A 19,607-nucleotide genomic window follows, 5' to 3' on the forward strand; every position below is an offset into this window, starting at 1 on the left:
GCGACAGTCGCGGGCCTCAAAGGTCAATGTGGACGGCGGATACCGAAGCGGGCAAGCTTGCGGTGCAAGGTGGCCCGCGAAATTCCAAGGTTGCTGGCGGCGGCCGAAACATTGCCTTCGGCGCGCGCGATGGCGCGCTGAACTACGCCGCGCTCCGCTTCATCCAGCTCTTCGGCAGTGTTGGCCGAGCCGCCAAGGATGTCGGCTGCCGGCAGCCCCTTGGCGAGCGCCTGCTGTGTGATACCGAGGGCCAGCCGCGCAGAGCGCGTCGCGCCGACCACGAGATCATCGCCATTGACCGCGATCAGCGCGCCGGCGCCGCGCTCCGCCGCCGAGGCAAGCAGAATACGGGCATTGGGAAAAGACAGGCGAAAATTCTCGGCCTCGATGCGCCGCGCGGCATCGCCGACCGCAATGGCGATCAGGCCGACAAAGCCTTCGGTCAGGTCCGACCTGCACGACGAGACATCGAGCGCCGCCGCCAGATTGCCCTCATGGTCATAGATCGGCGCGGTGGTGCAGCTGAGCAGCGTGTTGCGTGAAAAGAAATGCTGGTCCCGGTGAATGGTCAGCGCACGCTGATCGGCAAGGCATGTGCCGATGCCGTTGGTACCCTCGGAGTCCTCACTCCAGACGGTGCCCGTCCATAGCCCCCACTCGTCGAACGTGTCGTCGTCCGCGACTGCGCCACGGCGTTCGACCGGGATGCCATTGCGATCGGCAAGCAGCACACAGCAACCGACACCGCCGACAGCCAGATACAACCGGTCGAGGCTCGCATCGGCGGCACGACGCAATGGCTCCATACGCTGCCTTGCTTCGTTCAGCTCGCCCTCGGTCAAGCGTCGTGGCGCCTTGCGCTCGGCCGGATCGAGACCATGCAATGCAAGCGAACGCCGCCAGGAAGCGACCAGCGCCGAGCGGGCCGCCTCGCGGCTGGCGATGGATGCCTGTATGAAATCCGCATGATGGCCGGTCGGCTGCTGTCCGCTCACCTATCCTCCCAAGGCGAATGTCGCTTCCAACTCACAGTAGCGTTATATCTGTTGAGATACATCCGCTGCGTCGAGTTGTAGAGGAACAAGGCCCGATCGCGCTATAAGACGTTGGTTCAAGACCATTCGCTGAGAGTAGCCGATCGAGCCTTGCCCAAGCGCAACCAACATGATCGTCACCACCCAGGCGTCGTCCAGCCCGGGTATTTTTTTCTGAACTCGCCGTAAAGGGCATCGATTTCGGTTTTGCTGACCGGGCGCACTTGCTCATAGAGGTAACCGTTGACGCCGCCGGACAACTGGTATGCCTCGACCCGCTTATATGCGGCACCGATGCCTTTCCCTTCGACGATGTGTTGGGCCGGTAGCGTGGTACAGATCTGCGCACCCGACTGCAAATGAGTCACGGGAGGATCGGTTACAACAATGTATTTGGATTTCAAAGTTTCCGGCCTGAATTTATCACGACTGTCTACCTGGCAAGACCAGACTATGTAGGGATAAACGTCCTTTTTCATTTCAAACAACAGCGAGTCGCTCATGATCGAACCTGAGGCGAACACTGAAAAATGGTCACCAGGTGCCATTTTTCTAACAAGGTCATCAACAAGGCGCCGGTATTCAGAAAGATTGTCAAGGTGCAGAGGAAGCGTGGCTTCCCTGGCAAAAACGTAGCCGATCGGCGACAGCAGTTGACGACCGATCGGAAAGAAAGTGCCAAAAAAAGCAAAAGCAGCGGCAATGGCTATGACGACGGTCGACCATCGTGATTTCAGCGCCGGCATCGAAACGATCGCAACAATTGCTTGGGCGTATGCAGGAAAGAGCCAAAGAAACATTGGCATTGAATGGTGACGGTCCGGATCCTGCGTCCGGGTAAAGAGGAAAAACGTGAGTGCCGAGGCAACGGCACAGAACAAAGAAAAACCGTTGCGACGTGTCACAGAAATATAAAGGCCAAATACGATCAATAGCCAATTTACATAGCTGAGCCTGGATCCTACCTGGTCAAGCTGGGAGACGAAATTCGTCCTGTATCCGGCGTAAATGTCCCCATAGCTGGTTCCTAGAATCTTGGCGATCAACGGTAACTGAAAACTCCATGCGGACCCGATAATAACGAAAATTGCACACACACCGCCCAATAACGCTTTTCGCAGATCCGGGTAGTTCCGATATTTTGCAACATTCAACAAACAGAACAAGGCTGCGGAAATTCCGACACCTATGACACTGTAGGCGTACCAGCGGCGCAGCATGAATGCCAACCACAGGCACGCGCCAACGCATATTCCGCTGATCACTGGTTCACGGGTCAGAAGCTTTGACTTCCAAAGAAAACAAGTTGCCGCGACAAGCGCCAAACAACCGGCAACATCTGGCAACCCACGAAGCGTCGCCGCCCAGAACGGGGTGTAGAGACAGGCCGCGATCCACACGGCGGGCCAGCTTCGGGGTGGAGATGTCTCGTAGACCGCCTCCAGATAGCTCATTCTTCCCATGAAAAGAGCTGTCGGGACCAGGTAAACCGCGACTATCCCGGCGACATATGAAAGCCTGGAGCCGCCAAAAAATATGTGAAACGGCATCAGAGGCGCCAAAATCGCCGCACTGTAATCTTCCGTCGCGATAGAGGTCTTCAACTGGCTCAGCCACTGAACAGGCGCCTCAGCCAAGAGCGCGCCCTGCTCGTTGAACCTATCGAAATAGCCAGCGAAATCCCAGTAATAGACGGAATCTTCAATTTTTATATAGATTGCCGCTAAAGCAACACCAAGCAACGCGCTGCATATGTAAGTTCTCGCCCAGAATCCGAGGGTCTTGTTCGTTGTCACTTGAGGCCGCCAAGAGTGGGAAGAAACAGAACTGTCGAGGTCAAACCGGAACTAACGCTGATACAGCCGAGAGCCGTTCAGGCGAACAGGAATCCCCACGGGATTCATACGATAAATTGTTGAGGGCTTGAATGGGATCAAAACTTGAACGCAGGGGCGTCGCAAGCGTCGAGCGCGCCTTCAAAGGACAATCGCAGGGATAGAGTTTCCAAACGGGCTTTTGGCATATCGAGGCTTGTGGGCAGTGCATGAGCAGCCGGCAAAAGATGGCCAGACAGCACATGCAAGGCACGCCAAAACGCTGCCGACAGGGCCGGCAGCGTCGACGAATCTCAGGTCAGGGGGTTCCGACCTTTTTCGGCTTGGTCGAACCGATCATCTTCCAGTTCTTGTAGAACATCGAATTGATGCGCTCGACGCTCACCGAGACTAGGGCAAGAAGGCCCGCAATGAGCCCGGGGACCGGGGACGGGCGAATGATGTCCATGAACACGCAGTAGCGCCGCCCGTCATATTCGTTGACCGAGCGGTGCAGCAGCGTGTCGTCGAAGATGAACAGCGGATTGTCGTACCAGTAATTCTTGACGTTGCCGCATTCGACGAAGATTTCCGATTTCACCGGAATCAGGTTGTAGAGAATACGCAGGCTGAGCCGCAGCGGGCCGAAGTGCCAGGACGTCGATTCACGCTTGCTGAAGACGGAAACGGCGATGGTCTTTATGTATTTGAAATCCTTGTTGAACTCGGCGACGTTGTCGATCTTGTGCTTGCCGTACCACTGGTAGACATACATGCCGCGCCGGCCGGCGCCAAAATTGGCGTCGATGTCGGCGATGATCTCGTCCTTGCGCGCCTTGAAGACGTCCAGAACCTCGTTGACCTCGCGCTGATAATCCTCCGGGAACTGCTCCAGCTTCCACACGCCGGGGTTCCTGTAGCACAGGAGATCGACCAGCAGGTTGAACGGCGAAAGCAGCCAGGTGAACAGGCCGTTGCCAAGGAAATAGCCGCTGAACAGCGACATATCCTTGCGGTCGTTGCGCAGGACATCGATGAGGCCGAGGACGATGAAGATCGTCGTCAGGATCGGAATGAAATAGAAGCCGAGGGCAAGAAGCGGAATAGCAATGGCGAATTTGCGAAGGGTTTTGCGAAGGGTTTTTGTCATTTTTCCACGCGCGGAGCGCGATCCTGTTGCGAAAGAGTAGCGCCAAATCGTGGCAGCGACCACCGCCCCGGCCGCGCGCCTTGATAAGGTTTTTTGGGTCGCCACACAACGCCCCTTGGCGTTGCGGGTGGTCAGCCGGGTAGAGCCGATATCGGTCAATGCACCGCCGGCAAGCCGAGTTCGTCCCATTTTTCCCTGGCCACGGGATCGCCAACCAGAAACTCAAAGCCGACGACGCTTTCGCCATCATGCGCCAGTTGGCATTTGAACTTCAGGCCGTACCAGTTTCTGCGGCTGCGAAAGGCAGCGCCGTTGGCGGCGATCGTCGTGCCGGTGATCTTCTCCTCCGCCGTTGCATAGGGCACGACCTGCTCTGGCTGAAAATCCGCACGCCATCGGCGAATCTGATCCATCGCCTCGAGATTGCACAATTGCACCATGCGCTCGTCGGAAGCGAAGGTCGCGAGATCGGCGCGCGCCTGGCGGCTGCGTGGATCGGCGAGCGTCTTGGCCGACAGCATTTCGGTCGGCCGGATCATGGCCGGTGCGCTGGGCGGTTGAGATTGAGGAGCACTCGGCGATGGTGTTCGTGCCGGTGCCGGCGCTTGTGCCTCGAGCGCCGAAGGCGGTGCTGGCGCCGGCGGCGGCCTTGTCGCGGCCTCGAATTGCTGCGGCGTCAGAATGTCGACCGACACCCGCTCCTCATCCAGCCGTTTCGGCCTCTTTGGCAGCGGCATAAGTGCCAGCGTCGCGGCCAATAGCGTGTGGAGAACAACCGAGGTTGAAATGCCCCATGGCGAAGCCTCGTTTTGAAGCGTGACGACGACCGGGCCACGCAAGCCTGCTATTCCCGCTCTTTGCGCAGCTTTGCCCAGTAGTCGAGCCGCTTCCTGATGTCGCGCTCGAAACCGCGTTCAGGCGGATCATAGAAGGTCTGGCGGCCCATCTTTTCGGGGAAATAATCCTGGCCCGAAAAGGCATCCGGCTGGTCATGGTCGTAGCGATAGCCGGCGCCGTAGTCCTCCTCTTTCATCAGCTTGGTCGGCGCGTTGAGGATGTGCTTGGGCGGCAGCAGCGAGCCGTATTCCTTGGCGGCACGCGTGGCCGCCTTGAAGGCGGTGTAGACGGCGTTGGATTTGGGCGCGGTGGCGAGATAGACGGTGGCCTCGGCGAAGGCGAGTTCGCCCTCGGGCGAGCCGAGATAGTCGTAGGCGTCCTTGGCGGCGTTGGCGACGACCAGCGCCTGCGGATCGGCAAGGCCGATATCCTCCATCGCCATGCGCACCAGCCGGCGGCCGAGATAGAGCGGATCCTCGCCGGCATCGAACATGCGCGCGAGATAATAGAGAGCGGCGTCGGGATCGGAGCCACGCACCGATTTGTGCAGCGCCGAGATCAGATTGTAGTGACCGTCCTGGCCCTTGTCGTAGATCGGCGCGCGGCGCTGGACGATGCGCTGCAGCCCCTCGGCATTGAATATCTCGCCTGGCTTGGCGGCGCGCCAGACCTCTTCGGCGAGCGTCAGCGACGCGCGGCCGTCGCCATCGCTCATACGGATGAGCATCGCCTTCGCCTCGTCATCGAGCGGCAGCGCCCTGCCCTCGATGTCCTCCGCCCGCGCCATAAGCTTGGCGATGCTCTCCTCGCCAAGCGAGTGAAAGACCAGCACGCGCGCGCGTGACAAAAGAGCCGCGTTGAGCTCGAAGGACGGATTTTCGGTGGTGGCACCGACGAGCACGACGGTGCCGTCTTCCATGACCGGCAGGAAGCCATCCTGCTGCGCGCGGTTGAAGCGATGGATCTCGTCGACAAACAACAAGGTCTGGCGGCCATTGGCGCGGCGCAGCTTGGCTGCTTCGAACACCTTCTTCAGGTCGGCAACGCCGGAGAACACCGCCGATATCTGCTCGAAGGCGAGGCTGGTTTCACCGGCAAGCAACCGTGCCACCGTGGTCTTGCCGGTGCCGGGCGGTCCCCAGAAGATCATCGAGCCGAGCGAACCGGAGCCGATCAGACGGGTCAGCGCGCCGTCAGGGCCGGTCAGATGTTCCTGGCCGACGACCTCACCAAGGTTTCTTGGCCGCAGCCTGTCGGCCAGCGGCCGCCCGGGCGGTGCCTTTTCCGGTTCGTCGACGCTGAACAGATCGGCCATGCACTTCTTTTTGGTTGGAGCATGAGCCCGATTGCACGGGCCCGTGCTCTAATAACGCAACACCTGACGCAGTATCTGCCCGCCGCGCTCGACGGTAAAGCGCCACCAGCGCGTATCCTGCTGGGCGACCTGCGCCAGCGTTGCCGCGGTATCGATGGTCGTGCCGTTCACCTCGCGCACGATGTCGCCGGGCTGGAAGCCGAAATCGGCGGCCGGCGAGATCGCGGTTGATGTCGATCACCGTCACGCCTTTGAGGTCGGTGCGCAGGCCGAGCTTCTGGGCGAGCCGCGGTGACAGTTCCGCGACCTTGGCGCCGGAGAATGGGCTGCGGCCATGCAGCGTCACTTCCGAGGCTTTTGTACCCTCCGGCGCGCGCTCGAGCGCGATGTCCATCGCTGCTTGTTGTCCCTTGGTCAGGATCGCGAAGTTGGCCTTGGTACCGATCGACAGCGTCGCCATGCGATAGTCCAGCGCCTCGATGCTCTCGACAGGCTTGCCGTTGATCTGCAGCACGACATCGCCCGGCTTCAGCCCGGCTTTGCCCGCCGGGCCCGCCGCGTCGACCGAAGACACCAGCGCGCCGGTCGGCTTCTCCATGGCAAGCGATTCGGCGATCTGCGGCGTCACCGCTTCGAACTCGGCACCGATATAGGGCCGCTCGAAGAAATCGAGGCCGGCCTTGGCGGCATCGGCAAAAGCCCGCACCATATTGGCGGGGATGGCAAAGCCGATGCCGATCGAGCCACCGCTGCGGCTGTAGATGGCGGTGTTGATGCCGACCAGCTGGCCGCCCATGTTGATCAGCGCACCACCGGAATTGCCGGGATTGATGGCGGCATCGGTCTGGATGAAATAGCCCGAATCCGAAACGCCGATATGGCTGCGGGCTAGCGCCGAAACGATGCCGCTCGTCGTGGTCTGTCCGACGCCGAAGGGATTGCCGATGGCCAGCACCAGGTCGCCGACCTCGAGCGCATCGGAATCGCCGATGGCGATGACGGGAAACGGCTTGTCGGACTCGATCTTGAGCACGGCAAGATCGAGCGTCTCATCTTTCAACATCACCTTGCTGGTGAATTCGCGCCCATCGGCGGTCGCCACCTTGACCTCGTCGGCGTCCTTGATGACGTGAAAATTGGTGACGATGACGCCGCTTGGATCGACAAGCACGCCCGAGCCAAGCGAAGACTGCGCCCGCGGCTGCGCGCGGCCGAAAAACTCCTCGAAGAACGGATCGCCTTCAAAAGGCGACGTGACCTTGGCCGTCTGCGAGGCATAGACATTGACCACGGCGGGCGCCGTCTGCTTGACCAGCGGCGCGAACGACAGTTGAACCTCCTCGCGGCCGAAGGGCACGCGCTTGTCAGGCCCCGATGTGGTGTTCTCGCCTTCCACGCCGTGCAGCAGGTCGGTCAGGACGTCGGAAAGACCCGGATCGGCCTTGGGGGCATCCTCGGCAAGAGCCTGCCTGTCTGCCGGCGCGGCTGCGAACGTCAGCATGGCGCAGAGCAGAACAAGGGACAGTCTTTTGGCGCGCATTCGCGAATCCTCCAAGGCGAGTTCGGGCGCATTGTCCCGACGATTGTGCAAAATGAAAGGCTAAGCCCCTGAAATCCGAATATTTCAGCCAAAAGGCCCTCGGTTCCTGGCAAGAAATCCGGTTCGCCGCAAATTGCCGCTTCAAGAAAACAAAAGGGGCCCGCAGGCCCCTTTGAACTCTCTAGGAAAAGCCGAGCCTTATGCGGCCGCGGCTTCCTCGTCGGTGCCTTCCGCCTCGATGCGGGCGCGGTCGCCGGCGCCCTTGGCCGAGGTGTCGCGGTCGACGAATTCGATAACCGCCATCGCGGCGTTGTCGCCGTGGCGGAAGCCCGCCTTCATGATGCGCAAATAGCCGCCGTTGCGGGTGGCGTAACGCGGGGCGATGGTGTCGAACAGGCGCTTGACGACGCCTTCATTGCCGATCTGCGCGATCACCTGGCGGCGGGCGTGCAGGTCGCCGCGCTTGCCGAGCGTCACCAGCTTCTCGACGATCGGACGCAGGTCCTTCGCCTTCGGCAGGGTGGTGAGGATCTGCTCGTGCTCGATGAGCGACACCGCCAGGTTGGCGAACATCGACTTGCGGTGGCTTATGCTGCGGGCGAACCGGCGGCCCTTAAATCCGTGGCGCATGGCTCTTCTCCTTCATTGCGGGTTCGAGAGGCCTCAGCCTCAATACTGATCTTCGTAACGCTTGGCGAGGTCTTCGATGTTTTCCGGCGGCCAGTCCGGCACTTCCATGCCGAGGTGCAGGCCCATCGCCGCCAGCACTTCCTTGATCTCGTTCAGCGACTTGCGGCCGAAGTTCGGGGTGCGCAGCATCTCGGCTTCGGTCTTCTGGATCAGGTCGCCGATATAGACGATGTTGTCGTTCTTCAGGCAGTTGGCCGAACGCACCGAAAGCTCGAGCTCGTCGACCTTCTTGAGCAGCGCCGGGTTGAAGGCGAGCTCGGTGACGGCTTCGGCGGCGACTTCCTTCTGCGGCTCGTCGAAGTTGACGAACAGACCAAGCTGGTCCTGCAGGATGCGAGCGGCGAAAGCCACTGCGTCCTCGCCGGTGATCGAACCATCGGTCTCGATCGTCATGGTCAGCTTGTCATAGTCGAGAACCTGGCCTTCGCGGGTGTTCTCGACCTTGTAGGAGACCTTCTTGACCGGCGAATAGAGGCTGTCGACCGGGATGAGGCCAATCGGCGCGTCCTCGGCGCGGTTGCGGTCTGCCGGCACGTAGCCCTTGCCGGTGTCGACGGTGAATTCCATGCGGATTTCAGCGCCTTCGTCCAGCGTGCAGATGACGTGGTCGGGGTTGAGGATCTCGACGTCGCCAACCGTCTGGATGTCGCCGGCGAGAACCGCACCTGGTCCCTGCTTGCGAACGACCATGCGCTTGGGGCCATCGCCTTCCATGCGGATGGCGATTTCCTTGATGTTCAAGACGATGTCGGTCACGTCCTCGCGCACACCGGCGATGGACGAGAATTCATGCAGAACACCGTCGATCTGCACGGCGGTAACAGCCGCACCGCGCAGCGAAGACAGAAGCACGCGACGCAGCGCGTTGCCCAGCGTGAGGCCAAAGCCGCGCTCGAGCGGCTCGGCGACCAGAGTGGTCAGTGTCTTCTTCTTCGACGAGAACTCGATCTTGTTCGGCTTGATCAGTTCCTGCCAATTTTTCTGGATCATGATGCTTTCCTTCCGTTGACCCGCCACCATCCAATCGTGGCGGGCGACCTGGAATACCGCGGAGGAACGCTCCTGGCGTTCGCGCGGCGTTCGGTAATTTCTTAGACGCGGCGCTTCTTGCGCGGGCGGCAACCATTGTGCGGGATTGGCGTCACATCACGGATCGAGGTGATGGTGAAGCCGGCCGCCTGCAGGGCGCGCAGCGCCGATTCACGACCGGAGCCGGGTCCGCAGACCTCGACTTCGAGCATGCGCATGCCGTGTTCCTGGGCCTTCTTGGCAACGTCCTCGGCAGCCATCTGGGCGGCAAACGGGGTCGACTTGCGCGAACCCTTGAAGCCCTGGGCACCGGCCGACGACCAGGCAATCGAATTGCCCTGCGCGTCGGTGATGGTGATCATCGTGTTGTTGAAGGTCGAATTGACGTGGGCAACGCCCGACGAGATATTCTTGCGTTCGCGACGGCGAACACGAGCGGCTTCCTTGGCCATGATAGTCCTTTCAGTTGATCTCTACACCGCCGTAATGCCAGCGGCTCCACCCTTCCCGTTTTTCAGTTGCCGGGAAAACGCAACCGGCAGCCGAAGCTGCCGGGCGAGACGGACAAGCCGTCCGAAACTTACTTCTTCTTGCCGGCGATCGACTTGGCCGGGCCCTTGCGGGTGCGCGCATTGGTATGCGTGCGCTGGCCGCGAACCGGCAGCGAACGGCGGTGACGCAGGCCGCGGTAGCAGCCGAGGTCCATGAGCCGCTTGATGTTCATCGACACTTCGCGGCGCAGGTCGCCCTCGACCTGATAGTCGCGGTCGATCGTTTCGCGGATCTGCAGCACTTCCGCGTCGGTCAGCTGATTGACGCGACGTTCGGCCGGGATGCCGACCTTGTCGACGATCTCCTGGGCGAACTTCTTGCCGATGCCGTGAATGTACTGAAGCGCGATGACGACGCGCTTGTTGGTCGGAATGTTAACGCCGGCTATACGAGCCATGTTCTTCTCTTCTCCATGTGGGCCGGACGAACCGGCGCTATCTTAAGTTGCCCCGCGTCCGGTGGAGGCCGGCCCATGCGGGAGTTTCCAGTTCAAAGCGGCTGCCTTGCCCTTGCGGACAAGCAAAGCCCATGCCTGATAGGAAGACGGGCCGCCATACCGCAGCGAACCGCTCCCGTCAAGCGCAATCGTTAATTTCGCCGCGTTGCCGCCTTGAGCACTGCCTCGATCTGCTCCGTCACCTCATCGATGTCGGCCATGCCGTCGACGCTCCTGAGCTTGCCCTTGGCATAATAGTAGCCAATCAGCGGCGACGTCTTCTTATAGTACTCTCTCAGGCGTTCCTCGAAGACGGCCGGATTATCGTCCTTGCGTACGGGCAGACCGGCGGCCTGTGCCTCATTGGCGCGCTTGACGATTCGACCAACCAGCGCCTTGTCGTCGACGACAAGTTCGACAACGGCATCCAGGCCCTGGGAACGATCCGAAAGCATTGCTTCCACCGCGTCCGCCTGAACCAGGGTTCGCGGGTATCCGTCGAGGATGAACCCCTTCGCGCAATCGGCCTGATCGATACGCTCGGCGACGATCGCATTAACGATGGCATCGGACACCAGTTCACCGGCATCCATCACCGCCTTGGCGCGCTTACCGACCTCGGTACCGGCCTGGACGGCAGCACGCAGCATGTCGCCCGTCGAAAGCTGGGGTATGCCGTGTTTTTCTACCAGTCTTTGTGCTTGTGTCCCCTTGCCCGCCCCTGGCGGCCCAAGCAAAATCAACCTCATCTGGCTTTCTTCCCCCCGCGCAGCTTCGACTTCTTGATCAGGCCTTCATACTGGTGCGCGATCAGGTGTCCCTGAATCTGCGCAACCGTATCGAGCGTGACACTGACCACGATCAGAAGCGATGTGCCACCAAGGTAGAATGGTACGCCAGTCGCCGAGATCAGGAACTCCGGCAGCAGGCACACCAGCACCAGATAGATGGCGCCGACGACGGTGATGCGGGTGAGAACGTAATCGATATAATCGGCGGTGCGCTCGCCCGGGCGATAGCCCGGGATGAAGCCCGAATGCTTCTTGAGCTGATCGGCGGTGTCCTTCGGGTTGAAGACAATCGCAGTATAGAAGAAGGCGAAGAACACGATCATCGCCGCATAGAATGCCATGTAGAGCGGCTGACCGTGGCCGAGCGAAGCCAGGATGGTGCTCGCCCAGGCCGGCATGTTGGTCGTCTGCGAGAAGCCGGCAACGGTGGCCGGCAGCAACAGCAGCGAGGAGGCGAAGATCGGCGGAATGACGCCTGATGTATTGAGCTTCAGCGGCAGATGCGAGGTGTCGCCCTGGAACATGCGGTTGCCGACCTGACGCTTCGGATACTGGATCAGCAGGCGGCGCTGGGCACGTTCGAAGAACACAATGAGGGCGATGACGACGATGGCCAGGACGATGATCGCCAGGATCAGGCCGGTCGACAGGGCCCCGGTGCGGCCAAGCTCAAGCGTGCCGGAAATGGCGTGCGGCAGGCCGGCGACGATGCCGGAGAAGATGATCAGCGAGATGCCGTTGCCGATGCCGCGCGCGGTGATCTGCTCGCCGAGCCACATCAGGAACATGGTGCCGCCAACCAGTGTGACGACGGTCGAGATGCGGAAGAACATGCCGGGATCACTGACGATGCCGTTGCCGTTCTCCAGGCCCACCGAAATGCCATAGGCCTGAACCAGCGCCAAAAGCACGGTGCCGTAGCGCGTGTACTGGTTGATGACCTTGCGGCCCTGCTCGCCTTCCTTCTTCAGCGCTTCCAGCGACGGGATGACCGAGGTCATCAGCTGCATGATGATGGAGGCGGAAATGTACGGCATGATGCCCAGCGCGAAGATCGCCATGCGCTGCACGGCACCGCCGGCGAACATGTTGAACATGCCGAGCACACCCTTGCTCTGCGAGGAGAAGGCCTGCGCGAAGGCGTCGGGATTGATGCCGGGAAGCGGAATATAGGTGCCGAGGCGATAGACGAGCAACGCGCCGATGGTGAACCAGATGCGTTTCTTCAGGTCCTCCGCCTTGGCGAAGGCCGAGAAATTCAGATTCGAGGCTAGTTGTTCAGCAGCCGAAGCCATGCCTGATTCTCCGCTTGGTAACGCTTGATGGCCCGAAGGTCAGGCGGTGCGTTTCACCGAAGCTCACGAGATAAGCTCCGGGCTCTAAACATGCAAGCGGCCGCGTTGACGCGGCCGCCTAATTGAGCAGATCAAAGCGCAATCGTGAGCAAAAAACGGATCCCACTCTTGCCGATCGCGCTTCAAATTGCCGTTACTCGGCAGCTGCCTTTTCCGGCAGCTTGACCGAACCACCGGCCTTTTCGATCTTCTCGATCGCGGCCTTGGATGCGCCGGCAACGTCAAAGGCGAGCTTCGCCTTGATCTCGCCGTCGGAGAGGATGCGCACGCCATCCTTGACGCGGCGAATGACGCCGGCGGCAACGAGCGATTCAGCCGTCACGGTTGCCTTCGCGTCGAGCTTCTTGGCGTCGATGGCGACCTGGATACGGGCCAGCGACACAACGGTGAAGCTCTTGGCGAAGATGTTGTTGAAGCCACGCTTCGGCAGACGCCGATAGAGCGGCATCTGGCCACCCTCGAAGCCGTTGATGGCGACGCCGGAGCGCGCCTTCTGGCCCTTGACGCCGCGACCACCGGTCTTGCCGGAGCCGGAGCCGATGCCGCGGCCGAGACGCTTCTTGGAATGCGTCGCGCCGTCCTTGTCACGCAGATCGTTGAGTTTCATCTGAGTTCTCCTGCGCTTTGGCTCAGCCCTCGTCCACGACGCGGACGAGATGCTGGACGGCGGCGATCATGCCGCGCACGGAGGGCGTATCTTCCAGCGTGCGCTGCTTGTGCATCTTGTTGAGGCCGAGCCCGACCAGCGTCGCGCGCTGCTCCTTCGGACGGCGGATCGGCGAACCGATCTGCTCAACGGTGATGGTCTTGGTTGCTTTCTTGGCCATGGTCAAAATCCCTGGTCAGCGTCGACTATTCTTCAGCCGCAACGGCGGTGCCGCGGCGGGCCTGAAGGGTCGAATACTTGATGCCGCGCGCGGCAGCCACATCCTTGGGATGCATCTGGCTCTTCAGCGCGTCGAACGTGGCGCGAACCATGTTGTACGGGTTCGACGAACCCATCGACTTGGCGACCACATCATGCATGCCGAGCGTCTCGAAGACAGCGCGCATCGGGCCACCGGCGATGATGCCGGTACCTTGCTTGGCGGCGCGCAGCAGAACACGGCCAGCGCCCCAACGCCCTTCGACGTCGTGGTGCAGCGTGCGACCCGAGCGCAGCGGCACGAAAATCATGTCGCGCTTTGCCGATTCAGTTGCCTTGCGGATAGCTTCCGGCACTTCGCGCGCCTTGCCGTGACCAAAGCCGACACGGCCCTTCTGGTCGCCGACGACGACGAGTGCTGCAAAACCGAAGCGACGGCCGCCCTTGACGACCTTGGCGACGCGGTTGATGTGGACGAGCTTGTCCACCATGCCGTCATCGCGTTCTTCACGATCGCGGCCGCGGCCGCCATCCCTACGTTCCTGTGCCATATCCTGTTCCTTGTTTTTTTCCGGAAGCACGGTTGCTGATAAGATCCGGCGCCTCTGTGGGTCACCGGGGGCGAAAGTCATTTTTCCCTTCGCATGATCCTTATCCGAAAAGTCTGCGACTTTTCGGGATCATGTTTAGAAGCTCAGACCACCTTCACGGGCAGCCTCGGCGAGCGCCTTGACGCGGCCGTGATAGATGTAGGCGCCGCGGTCGAAGACGACTTCCTTGACGCCGGCCTTAGTGGCGCGCTCGGCGATCAGCTTGCCGATCGCGGCAGCGGCGGCGGTGTCGGCGCCGGTCTTGAGCGAACCCTTGAGGTCCTTCTCGAGCGTCGAGGCCGCGACGATGGTGTGACCCTTCGCGTCGTCGATGACCTGCACATAGATGTTCTTCGACGTGCGGTGGACCGACAGACGCGGACGCTCGCCGGCGACCTTCTTGATCTGACGGCGGACGCGCTGCGCGCGGCGCTGGATGGATTCCTTGGTAGCCATGATAGTTCCTTGCCTTCACAAAACGGGGGCCGCCCTATGCGGTAGGCGAAAGCGCCTCCCGCGACCGCTCCCCGCGGCGTTACATCTCTTTAGCTTGGTCCTTTCCGAAAAGTCTGCAGCTTTTCGGGGCCAAGCCCACTACTTCTTCTTGCCTTCCTTGCGGACGATCTTCTCGCCAGCGTAGCGGACACCCTTGCCCTTGTAGGGCTCAGGACCGCGATATTCGCGGATCTCGGCGGCAACCTGGCCGACCTGCTGCTTGTCGATGCCGGTCACGGTGATTTCCGTCGGCTTCGGCACAGTGATCGTGATGCCAGCCGGGGTCTCGTAAACGACATCATGGCTGAAGCCAAGGGCCAACTGCAGGTTCTTGCCCTGCATGGCGGCGCGATAGCCGACGCCGGTGATCTCGAGCTTCTTCTCGAAACCGTCCTTGACGCCCTGCAGGATGTTGACGATCTGCGTGCGCGACATGCCCCACTTGGAGCGGGCCGTCTTGGTCTGGTCGCGCGGCTGGACAGCGATCTCGCTGCCTTCCATCTTGACCAGGACTTCTTCGTTCACCACGAACTTCAGCTCGCCCTTGGGGCCCTTCGCCGTCACGGTCTGGCCGTTGACGGTCGCGGTCACGCCCTGCGGCAGCGAAACGGGTTTCTTTCCAATACGAGACATTTTGTTGTCCTCGTCACTTCTCTTGTTTCAGGTCTCTGTTTTCGGGCATGATCCCGAAAACCGGATTCCGATTTTGCCGGTCACACGCCAGATCAGAAGATCTGGCAGAGGATTTCACCGCCGACGTTCTGTTCGCGTGCTTCGTGATCGGCCATCACGCCCTTCGGTGTCGAAAGGATGGCGATGCCGAGGCCGTTGGCGACGTGCGGGATCGACTTGGCCGAAACATAGACGCGGCGGCCAGGCTTCGAGACGCGGGCGATTTCGCGCACCACCGGTGCACCGTCGAAATACTTCAGCTCGATTTCGATCTCGGACTTGCCGTTGTCGAAATCGGTCTGGCTGTAGTCGCGGATATAGCCTTCAGCCTTCAGCACGTCGAGGACGCGGGTGCGCAGACGCGAAGCCGGCGTCGAAACACTCGACTTCTTGCGGCCGTAGGCGTTGCGGATGCGGGTCAGCATATCGCCGAGAGGATCGCTCAATGACATGTTATGTCCTCCTTACCAGCTCGACTTGACCAGGCCCGGGATCTGGCCGTTGTTGCCGAGATCACGAAGCGCGATGCGCGATACTTTGAGCTTGCGATAGTAGGCGCGCGGACGGCCGGTGACTTCGCAGCGGTTACGGATTCGGATCTTGGCGGAGTTGCGCGGCAAGGCAGCAAGCTTGAGCTGAGCGCGGAAGCGCTCCTCCATCGGCTTGGACTGATCCATGATGATCGCCTTGAGGGCTGCACGCTTGGGACCGTACTGGTCGGCAAGCTTGCGGCGCCTGTTGTTCTTCTCGACTGAGCTGGTCTTTGCCATTTCAGATTTTTCCTTTTCTCGCTGCCGTTACTGGCGGAAGGGGAAGTTGAAGGCCTTGAGCAATGCCCTGGCTTCGTCGTCCGTCTTCGCAGTCGTACAAACGATGACGTCCATGCCCCAGATCTGATCAACCTTGTCGTAGTTGATCTCCGGGAACACGATGTGTTCCTTGATGCCCATGGCGTAGTTGCCACGGCCATCGAAGCTCTTCGGATTCAGGCCGCGGAAGTCGCGGACGCGTGGCAATGCGATGTTCACGAGGCGGTCGAGGAACTCGTACATGCGTTCCTTGCGCAGCGTGACCTTGGCGCCGATCGGCATCTTCTCGCGGACCTTGAAGCCGGCGATCGAGTTGCGGGCGCGGGTGACGACGGCCTTCTGGCCGGCGATCATCGCCAGGTCCTCGGCGGCGATCGAAGGCTTCTTCGAATCGCCGGTCGCTTCGCCGACGCCCATGTTCAGCACGATCTTGTCGATGCGCGGAACCTGCATCTCGTTCTCGTAGCCGAACTGTTCCTGCAGCGCCTTGCGAATGGTCTCGTTGTAGACCTGCTTGAGACGCGGCGTGTTCTGGGCAGTCGCCTGCTTGGATTGAGCCTTAGCCATTGATGACTTCTCCCGAGCGCTTGGCGACGCGCACCTTCTTGCCGTCCTTCTGGAAGATGAAGCCGACGCGGGTCGGCTTGCCATCCTTGGGGTCGGCCAGCGCGATGTTCGACAGCTGGATCGGCGCTTCCTTGGTTATGATCCCGCCCTCTTGGGACTGGGATTGCTTCTGGTGACGACGGATCATGTTGACGCCGCGCACCAGCGCGGTGTCTTCCTTCGGCTGTACCGAGAGGACTTCGCCCGAACGGCCCTTGTCCTTGCCGGCCAGCACGACGACCTTGTCGCCTTTTCTAATCTTTTGCATTGGTCCGGCTCCTTACAGCACTTCAGGCGCGAGCGAGATGATCTTCATGTGGTTCTTGGCGCGGAGTTCGCGCGGAACCGGTCCGAAGATACGCGTGCCGATCGGCTCTTTCTTGTTGTCGACGAGAACGGCCGCGTTCTTGTCGAAACGGATCACGCTGCCGTCCGGGCGGCGGATGTCCTTGGCCGTGCGAACCACGACCGCCTTCATCACATCGCCCTTCTTCACGCGGCCGCGCGGAATGGCTTCCTTGATCGACACCACGATGATGTCGCCCACGGAAGCGTATTTCCGCTTCGAGCCGCCCAGCACCTTGATGCACATGACACGACGGGCGCCGGAATTATCCGCGACGTCGAGGTTTGTTTGCATCTGAATCATGACTGGCCGCCTTCTTCTTTTCTAACGGGACGGGCTCAAAGCCCCTCCCCGGTCTGTCCAAAATTCGTTTGTTTACGCCTGGTCCGAAGACACGACGATCCAGCGCTTATCCTTGGAAATCGGCTTCGATTCCTGGATGAACACCTGATCGCCAACCTTGTGGGCGTTGTTTTCGTCGTGCGCCTTGTACTTCTTGGTCATGCGCACGGTCTTCTTCATCACGGGATGCGTGAAGCGCCGTTCGACCTTGACGACAACCGTCTTCTCGTTCTTGTCGCTGACGACGGTGCCCTGCAGAATGCGCTTTGGCATGGTTTTCGTCCTTAAGCCTTCTTAGCCGCGGACTTTTCCGCAGCGATGGTCTTGATACGCGCGATGTCCTTGCGGACCTGCCTCACGCGTGCGGTCTTCTCGAGCTGGCCGGTGGCCTTCTGGAAGCGCAGGTTGAACTGCTCCTTCTTCAGGCTGGCCAGGTCGTCGGTCAGCTGGTCCTGGGTCTTGGTCCGGATGTCTTCGGCTTTCATGATCAGCCCGTCCTTATTCTGCGATGCGCTGCACGAAGCGCGTCTTGACCGAGAGCTTGGCCGCGCCGAGACGCAGTGCCTCACGGGCGGTTTCTTCATTGACGCCGTCGATCTCGAACATGATGCGGCCCGGCTTGACGCGCGCCGCCCAGTAGTCGACCGCGCCCTTGCCCTTACCCATACGAACTTCGGTCGGCTTCGAAGTGACCGGCACGTCCGGGAAAATACGGATCCAGACGCGACCAGCGCGCTTCATTTCGCGAGTGATCGCGCGGCGGGCCGCCTCGATCTCACGCGCGGTGACGCGGTTCGGCTCAAGCGCCTTCAGCCCGAAACCACCGAAATCCAGGTTGGTACCGCCCTTTGCGGTACCATGGATACGGCCCTTGAACTGCTTGCGGAACTTTGTGCGCTTTGGCTGCAGCATCGTTCTAACTCCAAATTCCTAAATGTCTCAGGCGTTTTCGCGACGACGACCGCGTTCGCGATCACCACCACCGCCATGCGCATTGTCGCCTTCAGTGGCGCGACGCTCCGAAGCCATCGGGTCATGCTCGAGGATCTCGCCCTTGAACACCCAGACCTTGACGCCGCAGATGCCGTACGCCGTATGTGCCTCGGCCGTGCCGTAGTCGACATCGGCGCGCAGCGTATGCAGCGGCACGCGGCCTTCACGGTACCACTCCATGCGCGCAATCTCGGCGCCGCCAAGACGGCCGGCGCAGTTGATGCGGATGCCTTCGGCACCGAGGCGCATCGCCGACTGAACGGCACGCTTCATGGCGCGGCGGAACGCGATGCGGCGCTCGAGCTGCTGGGCGATCGACTGGGCGACCAGAGTCGCGTCGATCTCCGGCTTGCGCACTTCAACGATGTTGAGGTGCGTCTCGGACTTCGTCATCTCCATCAGCTTCTTGCGAAGCTTCTCGATGTCAGCGCCCTTCTTGCCAATGATCAGGCCCGGACGCGCAGCATGGATAGTGACGCGGCACTTCTTGTGTGGACGCTCGATCACGACTTTGGAGATCGCGGCCTGCTTGAGTTCCTTCTCAAGATACTTGCGGATCTTGATGTCCTCATGCAGCAGCTTGCCGTACTCGCCGGTGTTCGCGAACCAGCGCGAATCCCAGGTGCGGTTGATGCCGAGGCGAAGACCGATCGGATTGACTTTCTGGCCCATTATGCGGCCTCCCCTTTTTCTTCGACTTCACGAACAACGATCGTGAGGTGCGAGAACGGCTTCTCGATACGGCTGGCGCGACCACGTCCACGAGCATGGAACCGCTTCATGACGATCGACTTGCCGACATAGGCTTCCGCCACGATCAGCGCATCGACGTCGAGGTCGTGGTTGTTTTCCGCGTTGGCGATCGCCGATTCCAGCGTCTTCTTGACCGTGCCGGAAATCCGCTTGGCCGAGAATTCGAGGTCGGATAGCGCTGTCGCGACCTTCTTGCCGCGGATGAGCGCGGCAACCAGGTTCAGCTTCTGCGGGCTGATACGGATCGTGCGCAACACGGCGCGCGCTTCGTTGTCAGCAAGCCTGCGCGGAGCTTTGGCCTTGCCCATGATTATTTCCTCTTCGCCTTCTTATCCGCGCCGTGACCGTAATAGGTCCGGGTCGGAGCGAATTCACCGAACTTGTGACCGACCATGTCCTCGTTCACCGAGACGGGAACATGCTTCTGGCCGTTGTAGACACCGAAGGTGAAGCCGACGAACTGCGGCAGGATGGTGGAGCGACGGCTCCACATCTTGATCACCTCATTGCGACCACCTTCACGAACCTTGTCCACCTTCTTGAGAAGGTAGCCGTCAATGAAGGGGCCTTTCCAAATCGAACGAGTCACTTGG

General features: G+C 60.8%; 27 protein-coding genes and 1 pseudogene. All 28 read right to left on the reverse strand.

The genetic code is table 11. The features are described 5' to 3' along the window. Positions 1–23 precede the first annotated feature (23 nt). On the reverse strand, positions 24–995 hold the full coding sequence (locus tag AC56QP_RS01110; protein ID WP_489861236.1) for a helix-turn-helix domain-containing protein: 972 nt from the start codon (positions 993–995) through the stop codon (positions 24–26). 176 nt (positions 996–1,171) lie between these two features. Next, positions 1,172–2,830: a hypothetical protein gene (locus AC56QP_RS01115; protein ID WP_489861235.1), complete on the reverse strand. Its 1,659-nt coding sequence runs from the start codon at positions 2,828–2,830 to the stop codon at positions 1,172–1,174. A gap of 337 nt (positions 2,831–3,167) precedes the next feature. Continuing rightward, complete coding sequence (locus AC56QP_RS01120; protein WP_489861234.1) at positions 3,168–3,998, reverse strand: aspartyl/asparaginyl beta-hydroxylase domain-containing protein; 831 nt, start codon at positions 3,996–3,998, stop codon at positions 3,168–3,170. Between the two features lie 155 nt (positions 3,999–4,153). After that, positions 4,154–4,837, reverse strand: a complete 684-nt coding sequence (locus tag AC56QP_RS01125) for a DUF930 domain-containing protein (RefSeq protein WP_489861233.1) — start codon at positions 4,835–4,837, stop codon at positions 4,154–4,156. Positions 4,838–4,842: 5 nt separating this feature from the next. Next, positions 4,843–6,150 carry a replication-associated recombination protein A gene (locus tag AC56QP_RS01130; protein ID WP_489861232.1) on the reverse strand — a complete coding sequence of 436 codons (1,308 nt, stop codon included), beginning with the start codon at positions 6,148–6,150 and terminating at the stop codon, positions 4,843–4,845. A gap of 48 nt (positions 6,151–6,198) precedes the next feature. Beyond that, a pseudogene (locus tag AC56QP_RS01135) lies at positions 6,199–7,690 on the reverse strand (DegQ family serine endoprotease). Positions 7,691–7,888: 198 nt separating this feature from the next. Continuing rightward, a complete protein-coding gene (rplQ, locus tag AC56QP_RS01140) occupies positions 7,889–8,320 on the reverse strand; it encodes a 50S ribosomal protein L17 (protein ID WP_023799277.1) in 432 nt (143 codons plus the stop codon). 39 nt (positions 8,321–8,359) lie between these two features. Next, a complete protein-coding gene (locus AC56QP_RS01145) occupies positions 8,360–9,370 on the reverse strand; it encodes a DNA-directed RNA polymerase subunit alpha (protein WP_013531438.1) in 1,011 nt (336 codons plus the stop codon). 101 nt (positions 9,371–9,471) lie between these two features. Further along, complete coding sequence (rpsK, locus tag AC56QP_RS01150; protein WP_006205444.1) at positions 9,472–9,861, reverse strand: 30S ribosomal protein S11; 390 nt, start codon at positions 9,859–9,861, stop codon at positions 9,472–9,474. A 128-nt stretch (positions 9,862–9,989) separates the two neighbouring features. After that, complete coding sequence (gene rpsM, locus AC56QP_RS01155) at positions 9,990–10,358, reverse strand: 30S ribosomal protein S13 (RefSeq protein ID WP_006205445.1); 369 nt, start codon at positions 10,356–10,358, stop codon at positions 9,990–9,992. Positions 10,359–10,549: 191 nt separating this feature from the next. Beyond that, positions 10,550–11,146: an adenylate kinase gene (locus AC56QP_RS01160; protein WP_497100850.1), complete on the reverse strand. Its 597-nt coding sequence runs from the start codon at positions 11,144–11,146 to the stop codon at positions 10,550–10,552. Next, on the reverse strand, positions 11,143–12,483 hold the full coding sequence (secY, locus tag AC56QP_RS01165; RefSeq protein ID WP_015317976.1) for a preprotein translocase subunit SecY: 1,341 nt from the start codon (positions 12,481–12,483) through the stop codon (positions 11,143–11,145). The genes AC56QP_RS01160 and secY overlap by 4 nt, the downstream gene beginning before the upstream one ends. A gap of 193 nt (positions 12,484–12,676) precedes the next feature. Continuing rightward, complete coding sequence (gene rplO / locus AC56QP_RS01170) at positions 12,677–13,150, reverse strand: 50S ribosomal protein L15 (RefSeq protein ID WP_027028844.1); 474 nt, start codon at positions 13,148–13,150, stop codon at positions 12,677–12,679. A gap of 22 nt (positions 13,151–13,172) precedes the next feature. Further along, a complete protein-coding gene (gene rpmD, locus AC56QP_RS01175) occupies positions 13,173–13,370 on the reverse strand; it encodes a 50S ribosomal protein L30 (protein WP_006205449.1) in 198 nt (65 codons plus the stop codon). Between the two features lie 25 nt (positions 13,371–13,395). Further along, entirely contained in the window at positions 13,396–13,959 is a 564-nt protein-coding gene (gene rpsE, locus AC56QP_RS01180; RefSeq protein WP_006333394.1) for a 30S ribosomal protein S5, read from the reverse strand. A gap of 135 nt (positions 13,960–14,094) precedes the next feature. Further along, the gene (gene rplR, locus AC56QP_RS01185; protein ID WP_091584612.1) at positions 14,095–14,454 is read right to left on the reverse strand and encodes a 50S ribosomal protein L18; all 360 of its coding nucleotides are present in this window, start codon (positions 14,452–14,454) and stop codon (positions 14,095–14,097) included. Between the two features lie 138 nt (positions 14,455–14,592). After that, positions 14,593–15,126 carry a 50S ribosomal protein L6 gene (gene rplF, locus AC56QP_RS01190; RefSeq protein WP_091584610.1) on the reverse strand — a complete coding sequence of 178 codons (534 nt, stop codon included), beginning with the start codon at positions 15,124–15,126 and terminating at the stop codon, positions 14,593–14,595. A gap of 92 nt (positions 15,127–15,218) precedes the next feature. Beyond that, entirely contained in the window at positions 15,219–15,617 is a 399-nt protein-coding gene (gene rpsH / locus AC56QP_RS01195; RefSeq protein WP_006205453.1) for a 30S ribosomal protein S8, read from the reverse strand. Positions 15,618–15,629: 12 nt separating this feature from the next. Further along, positions 15,630–15,935, reverse strand: coding sequence for a 30S ribosomal protein S14 (gene rpsN, locus AC56QP_RS01200; RefSeq protein ID WP_010909282.1), 306 nt, complete (start codon positions 15,933–15,935; stop codon positions 15,630–15,632). 27 nt (positions 15,936–15,962) lie between these two features. Beyond that, positions 15,963–16,541 carry a 50S ribosomal protein L5 gene (gene rplE, locus AC56QP_RS01205; RefSeq protein ID WP_091584608.1) on the reverse strand — a complete coding sequence of 193 codons (579 nt, stop codon included), beginning with the start codon at positions 16,539–16,541 and terminating at the stop codon, positions 15,963–15,965. After that, entirely contained in the window at positions 16,534–16,848 is a 315-nt protein-coding gene (gene rplX, locus AC56QP_RS01210; protein ID WP_013531428.1) for a 50S ribosomal protein L24, read from the reverse strand. Before rplX ends, rplE begins: the two co-directional genes overlap by 8 nt. Before the next feature lie 12 nt (positions 16,849–16,860). After that, complete coding sequence (gene rplN / locus AC56QP_RS01215) at positions 16,861–17,229, reverse strand: 50S ribosomal protein L14 (protein ID WP_006205457.1); 369 nt, start codon at positions 17,227–17,229, stop codon at positions 16,861–16,863. Positions 17,230–17,301: 72 nt separating this feature from the next. Continuing rightward, positions 17,302–17,541 (reverse strand): 30S ribosomal protein S17, encoded by a 240-nt coding sequence (gene rpsQ, locus AC56QP_RS01220; protein WP_010909280.1) that lies wholly within the window; start codon positions 17,539–17,541, stop codon positions 17,302–17,304. Positions 17,542–17,552: 11 nt separating this feature from the next. Continuing rightward, on the reverse strand, positions 17,553–17,753 hold the full coding sequence (rpmC, locus tag AC56QP_RS01225) for a 50S ribosomal protein L29 (protein ID WP_006205459.1): 201 nt from the start codon (positions 17,751–17,753) through the stop codon (positions 17,553–17,555). 13 nt (positions 17,754–17,766) lie between these two features. Then, complete coding sequence (rplP, locus tag AC56QP_RS01230) at positions 17,767–18,180, reverse strand: 50S ribosomal protein L16 (protein ID WP_013531427.1); 414 nt, start codon at positions 18,178–18,180, stop codon at positions 17,767–17,769. 27 nt (positions 18,181–18,207) lie between these two features. Then, a complete protein-coding gene (rpsC, locus tag AC56QP_RS01235) occupies positions 18,208–18,933 on the reverse strand; it encodes a 30S ribosomal protein S3 (protein ID WP_091584605.1) in 726 nt (241 codons plus the stop codon). After that, a complete protein-coding gene (gene rplV, locus AC56QP_RS01240; protein WP_006205462.1) occupies positions 18,933–19,322 on the reverse strand; it encodes a 50S ribosomal protein L22 in 390 nt (129 codons plus the stop codon). Before rplV ends, rpsC begins: the two co-directional genes overlap by 1 nt. Positions 19,323–19,324: 2 nt before the next feature. After that, a complete protein-coding gene (rpsS, locus tag AC56QP_RS01245) occupies positions 19,325–19,603 on the reverse strand; it encodes a 30S ribosomal protein S19 (protein WP_006205463.1) in 279 nt (92 codons plus the stop codon). Positions 19,604–19,607 lie beyond the last annotated feature (4 nt).

It is taken from the genome of Mesorhizobium sp. RCAM 05104 (assembly GCF_059683645.1).

What these genes read in the sequence shown, in the direction of transcription:
- AC56QP_RS01120 (WP_489861234.1), bottom strand. Translation starts at nt 3,998, where the DNA reads ATGACAAAAACCCTTCGCAAAACCCTTCGCAAATTCGCCATTGCTATT.
- AC56QP_RS01130 (WP_489861232.1), bottom strand. Translation starts at nt 6,150, where the DNA reads ATGGCCGATCTGTTCAGCGTCGACGAACCGGAAAAGGCACCGCCCGGG.
- rplQ (WP_023799277.1), bottom strand. Translation starts at nt 8,320, where the DNA reads ATGCGCCACGGATTTAAGGGCCGCCGGTTCGCCCGCAGCATAAGCCAC.
- AC56QP_RS01145 (WP_013531438.1), bottom strand. Translation starts at nt 9,370, where the DNA reads ATGATCCAGAAAAATTGGCAGGAACTGATCAAGCCGAACAAGATCGAG.
- rpsK (WP_006205444.1), bottom strand. Translation starts at nt 9,861, where the DNA reads ATGGCCAAGGAAGCCGCTCGTGTTCGCCGTCGCGAACGCAAGAATATC.
- rpsM (WP_006205445.1), bottom strand. Translation starts at nt 10,358, where the DNA reads ATGGCTCGTATAGCCGGCGTTAACATTCCGACCAACAAGCGCGTCGTC.
- AC56QP_RS01160 (WP_497100850.1), bottom strand. Translation starts at nt 11,146, where the DNA reads ATGAGGTTGATTTTGCTTGGGCCGCCAGGGGCGGGCAAGGGGACACAA.
- secY (WP_015317976.1), bottom strand. Translation starts at nt 12,483, where the DNA reads ATGGCTTCGGCTGCTGAACAACTAGCCTCGAATCTGAATTTCTCGGCC.
- rplO (WP_027028844.1), bottom strand. Translation starts at nt 13,150, where the DNA reads ATGAAACTCAACGATCTGCGTGACAAGGACGGCGCGACGCATTCCAAG.
- rpmD (WP_006205449.1), bottom strand. Translation starts at nt 13,370, where the DNA reads ATGGCCAAGAAAGCAACCAAGACCATCACCGTTGAGCAGATCGGTTCG.
- rpsE (WP_006333394.1), bottom strand. Translation starts at nt 13,959, where the DNA reads ATGGCACAGGAACGTAGGGATGGCGGCCGCGGCCGCGATCGTGAAGAA.
- rplR (WP_091584612.1), bottom strand. Translation starts at nt 14,454, where the DNA reads ATGGCTACCAAGGAATCCATCCAGCGCCGCGCGCAGCGCGTCCGCCGT.
- rplF (WP_091584610.1), bottom strand. Translation starts at nt 15,126, where the DNA reads ATGTCTCGTATTGGAAAGAAACCCGTTTCGCTGCCGCAGGGCGTGACC.
- rpsH (WP_006205453.1), bottom strand. Translation starts at nt 15,617, where the DNA reads ATGTCATTGAGCGATCCTCTCGGCGATATGCTGACCCGCATCCGCAAC.
- rpsN (WP_010909282.1), bottom strand. Translation starts at nt 15,935, where the DNA reads ATGGCAAAGACCAGCTCAGTCGAGAAGAACAACAGGCGCCGCAAGCTT.
- rplE (WP_091584608.1), bottom strand. Translation starts at nt 16,541, where the DNA reads ATGGCTAAGGCTCAATCCAAGCAGGCGACTGCCCAGAACACGCCGCGT.
- rplX (WP_013531428.1), bottom strand. Translation starts at nt 16,848, where the DNA reads ATGCAAAAGATTAGAAAAGGCGACAAGGTCGTCGTGCTGGCCGGCAAG.
- rplN (WP_006205457.1), bottom strand. Translation starts at nt 17,229, where the DNA reads ATGATTCAGATGCAAACAAACCTCGACGTCGCGGATAATTCCGGCGCC.
- rpsQ (WP_010909280.1), bottom strand. Translation starts at nt 17,541, where the DNA reads ATGCCAAAGCGCATTCTGCAGGGCACCGTCGTCAGCGACAAGAACGAG.
- rpmC (WP_006205459.1), bottom strand. Translation starts at nt 17,753, where the DNA reads ATGAAAGCCGAAGACATCCGGACCAAGACCCAGGACCAGCTGACCGAC.
- rplP (WP_013531427.1), bottom strand. Translation starts at nt 18,180, where the DNA reads ATGCTGCAGCCAAAGCGCACAAAGTTCCGCAAGCAGTTCAAGGGCCGT.
- rpsC (WP_091584605.1), bottom strand. Translation starts at nt 18,933, where the DNA reads ATGGGCCAGAAAGTCAATCCGATCGGTCTTCGCCTCGGCATCAACCGC.
- rplV (WP_006205462.1), bottom strand. Translation starts at nt 19,322, where the DNA reads ATGGGCAAGGCCAAAGCTCCGCGCAGGCTTGCTGACAACGAAGCGCGC.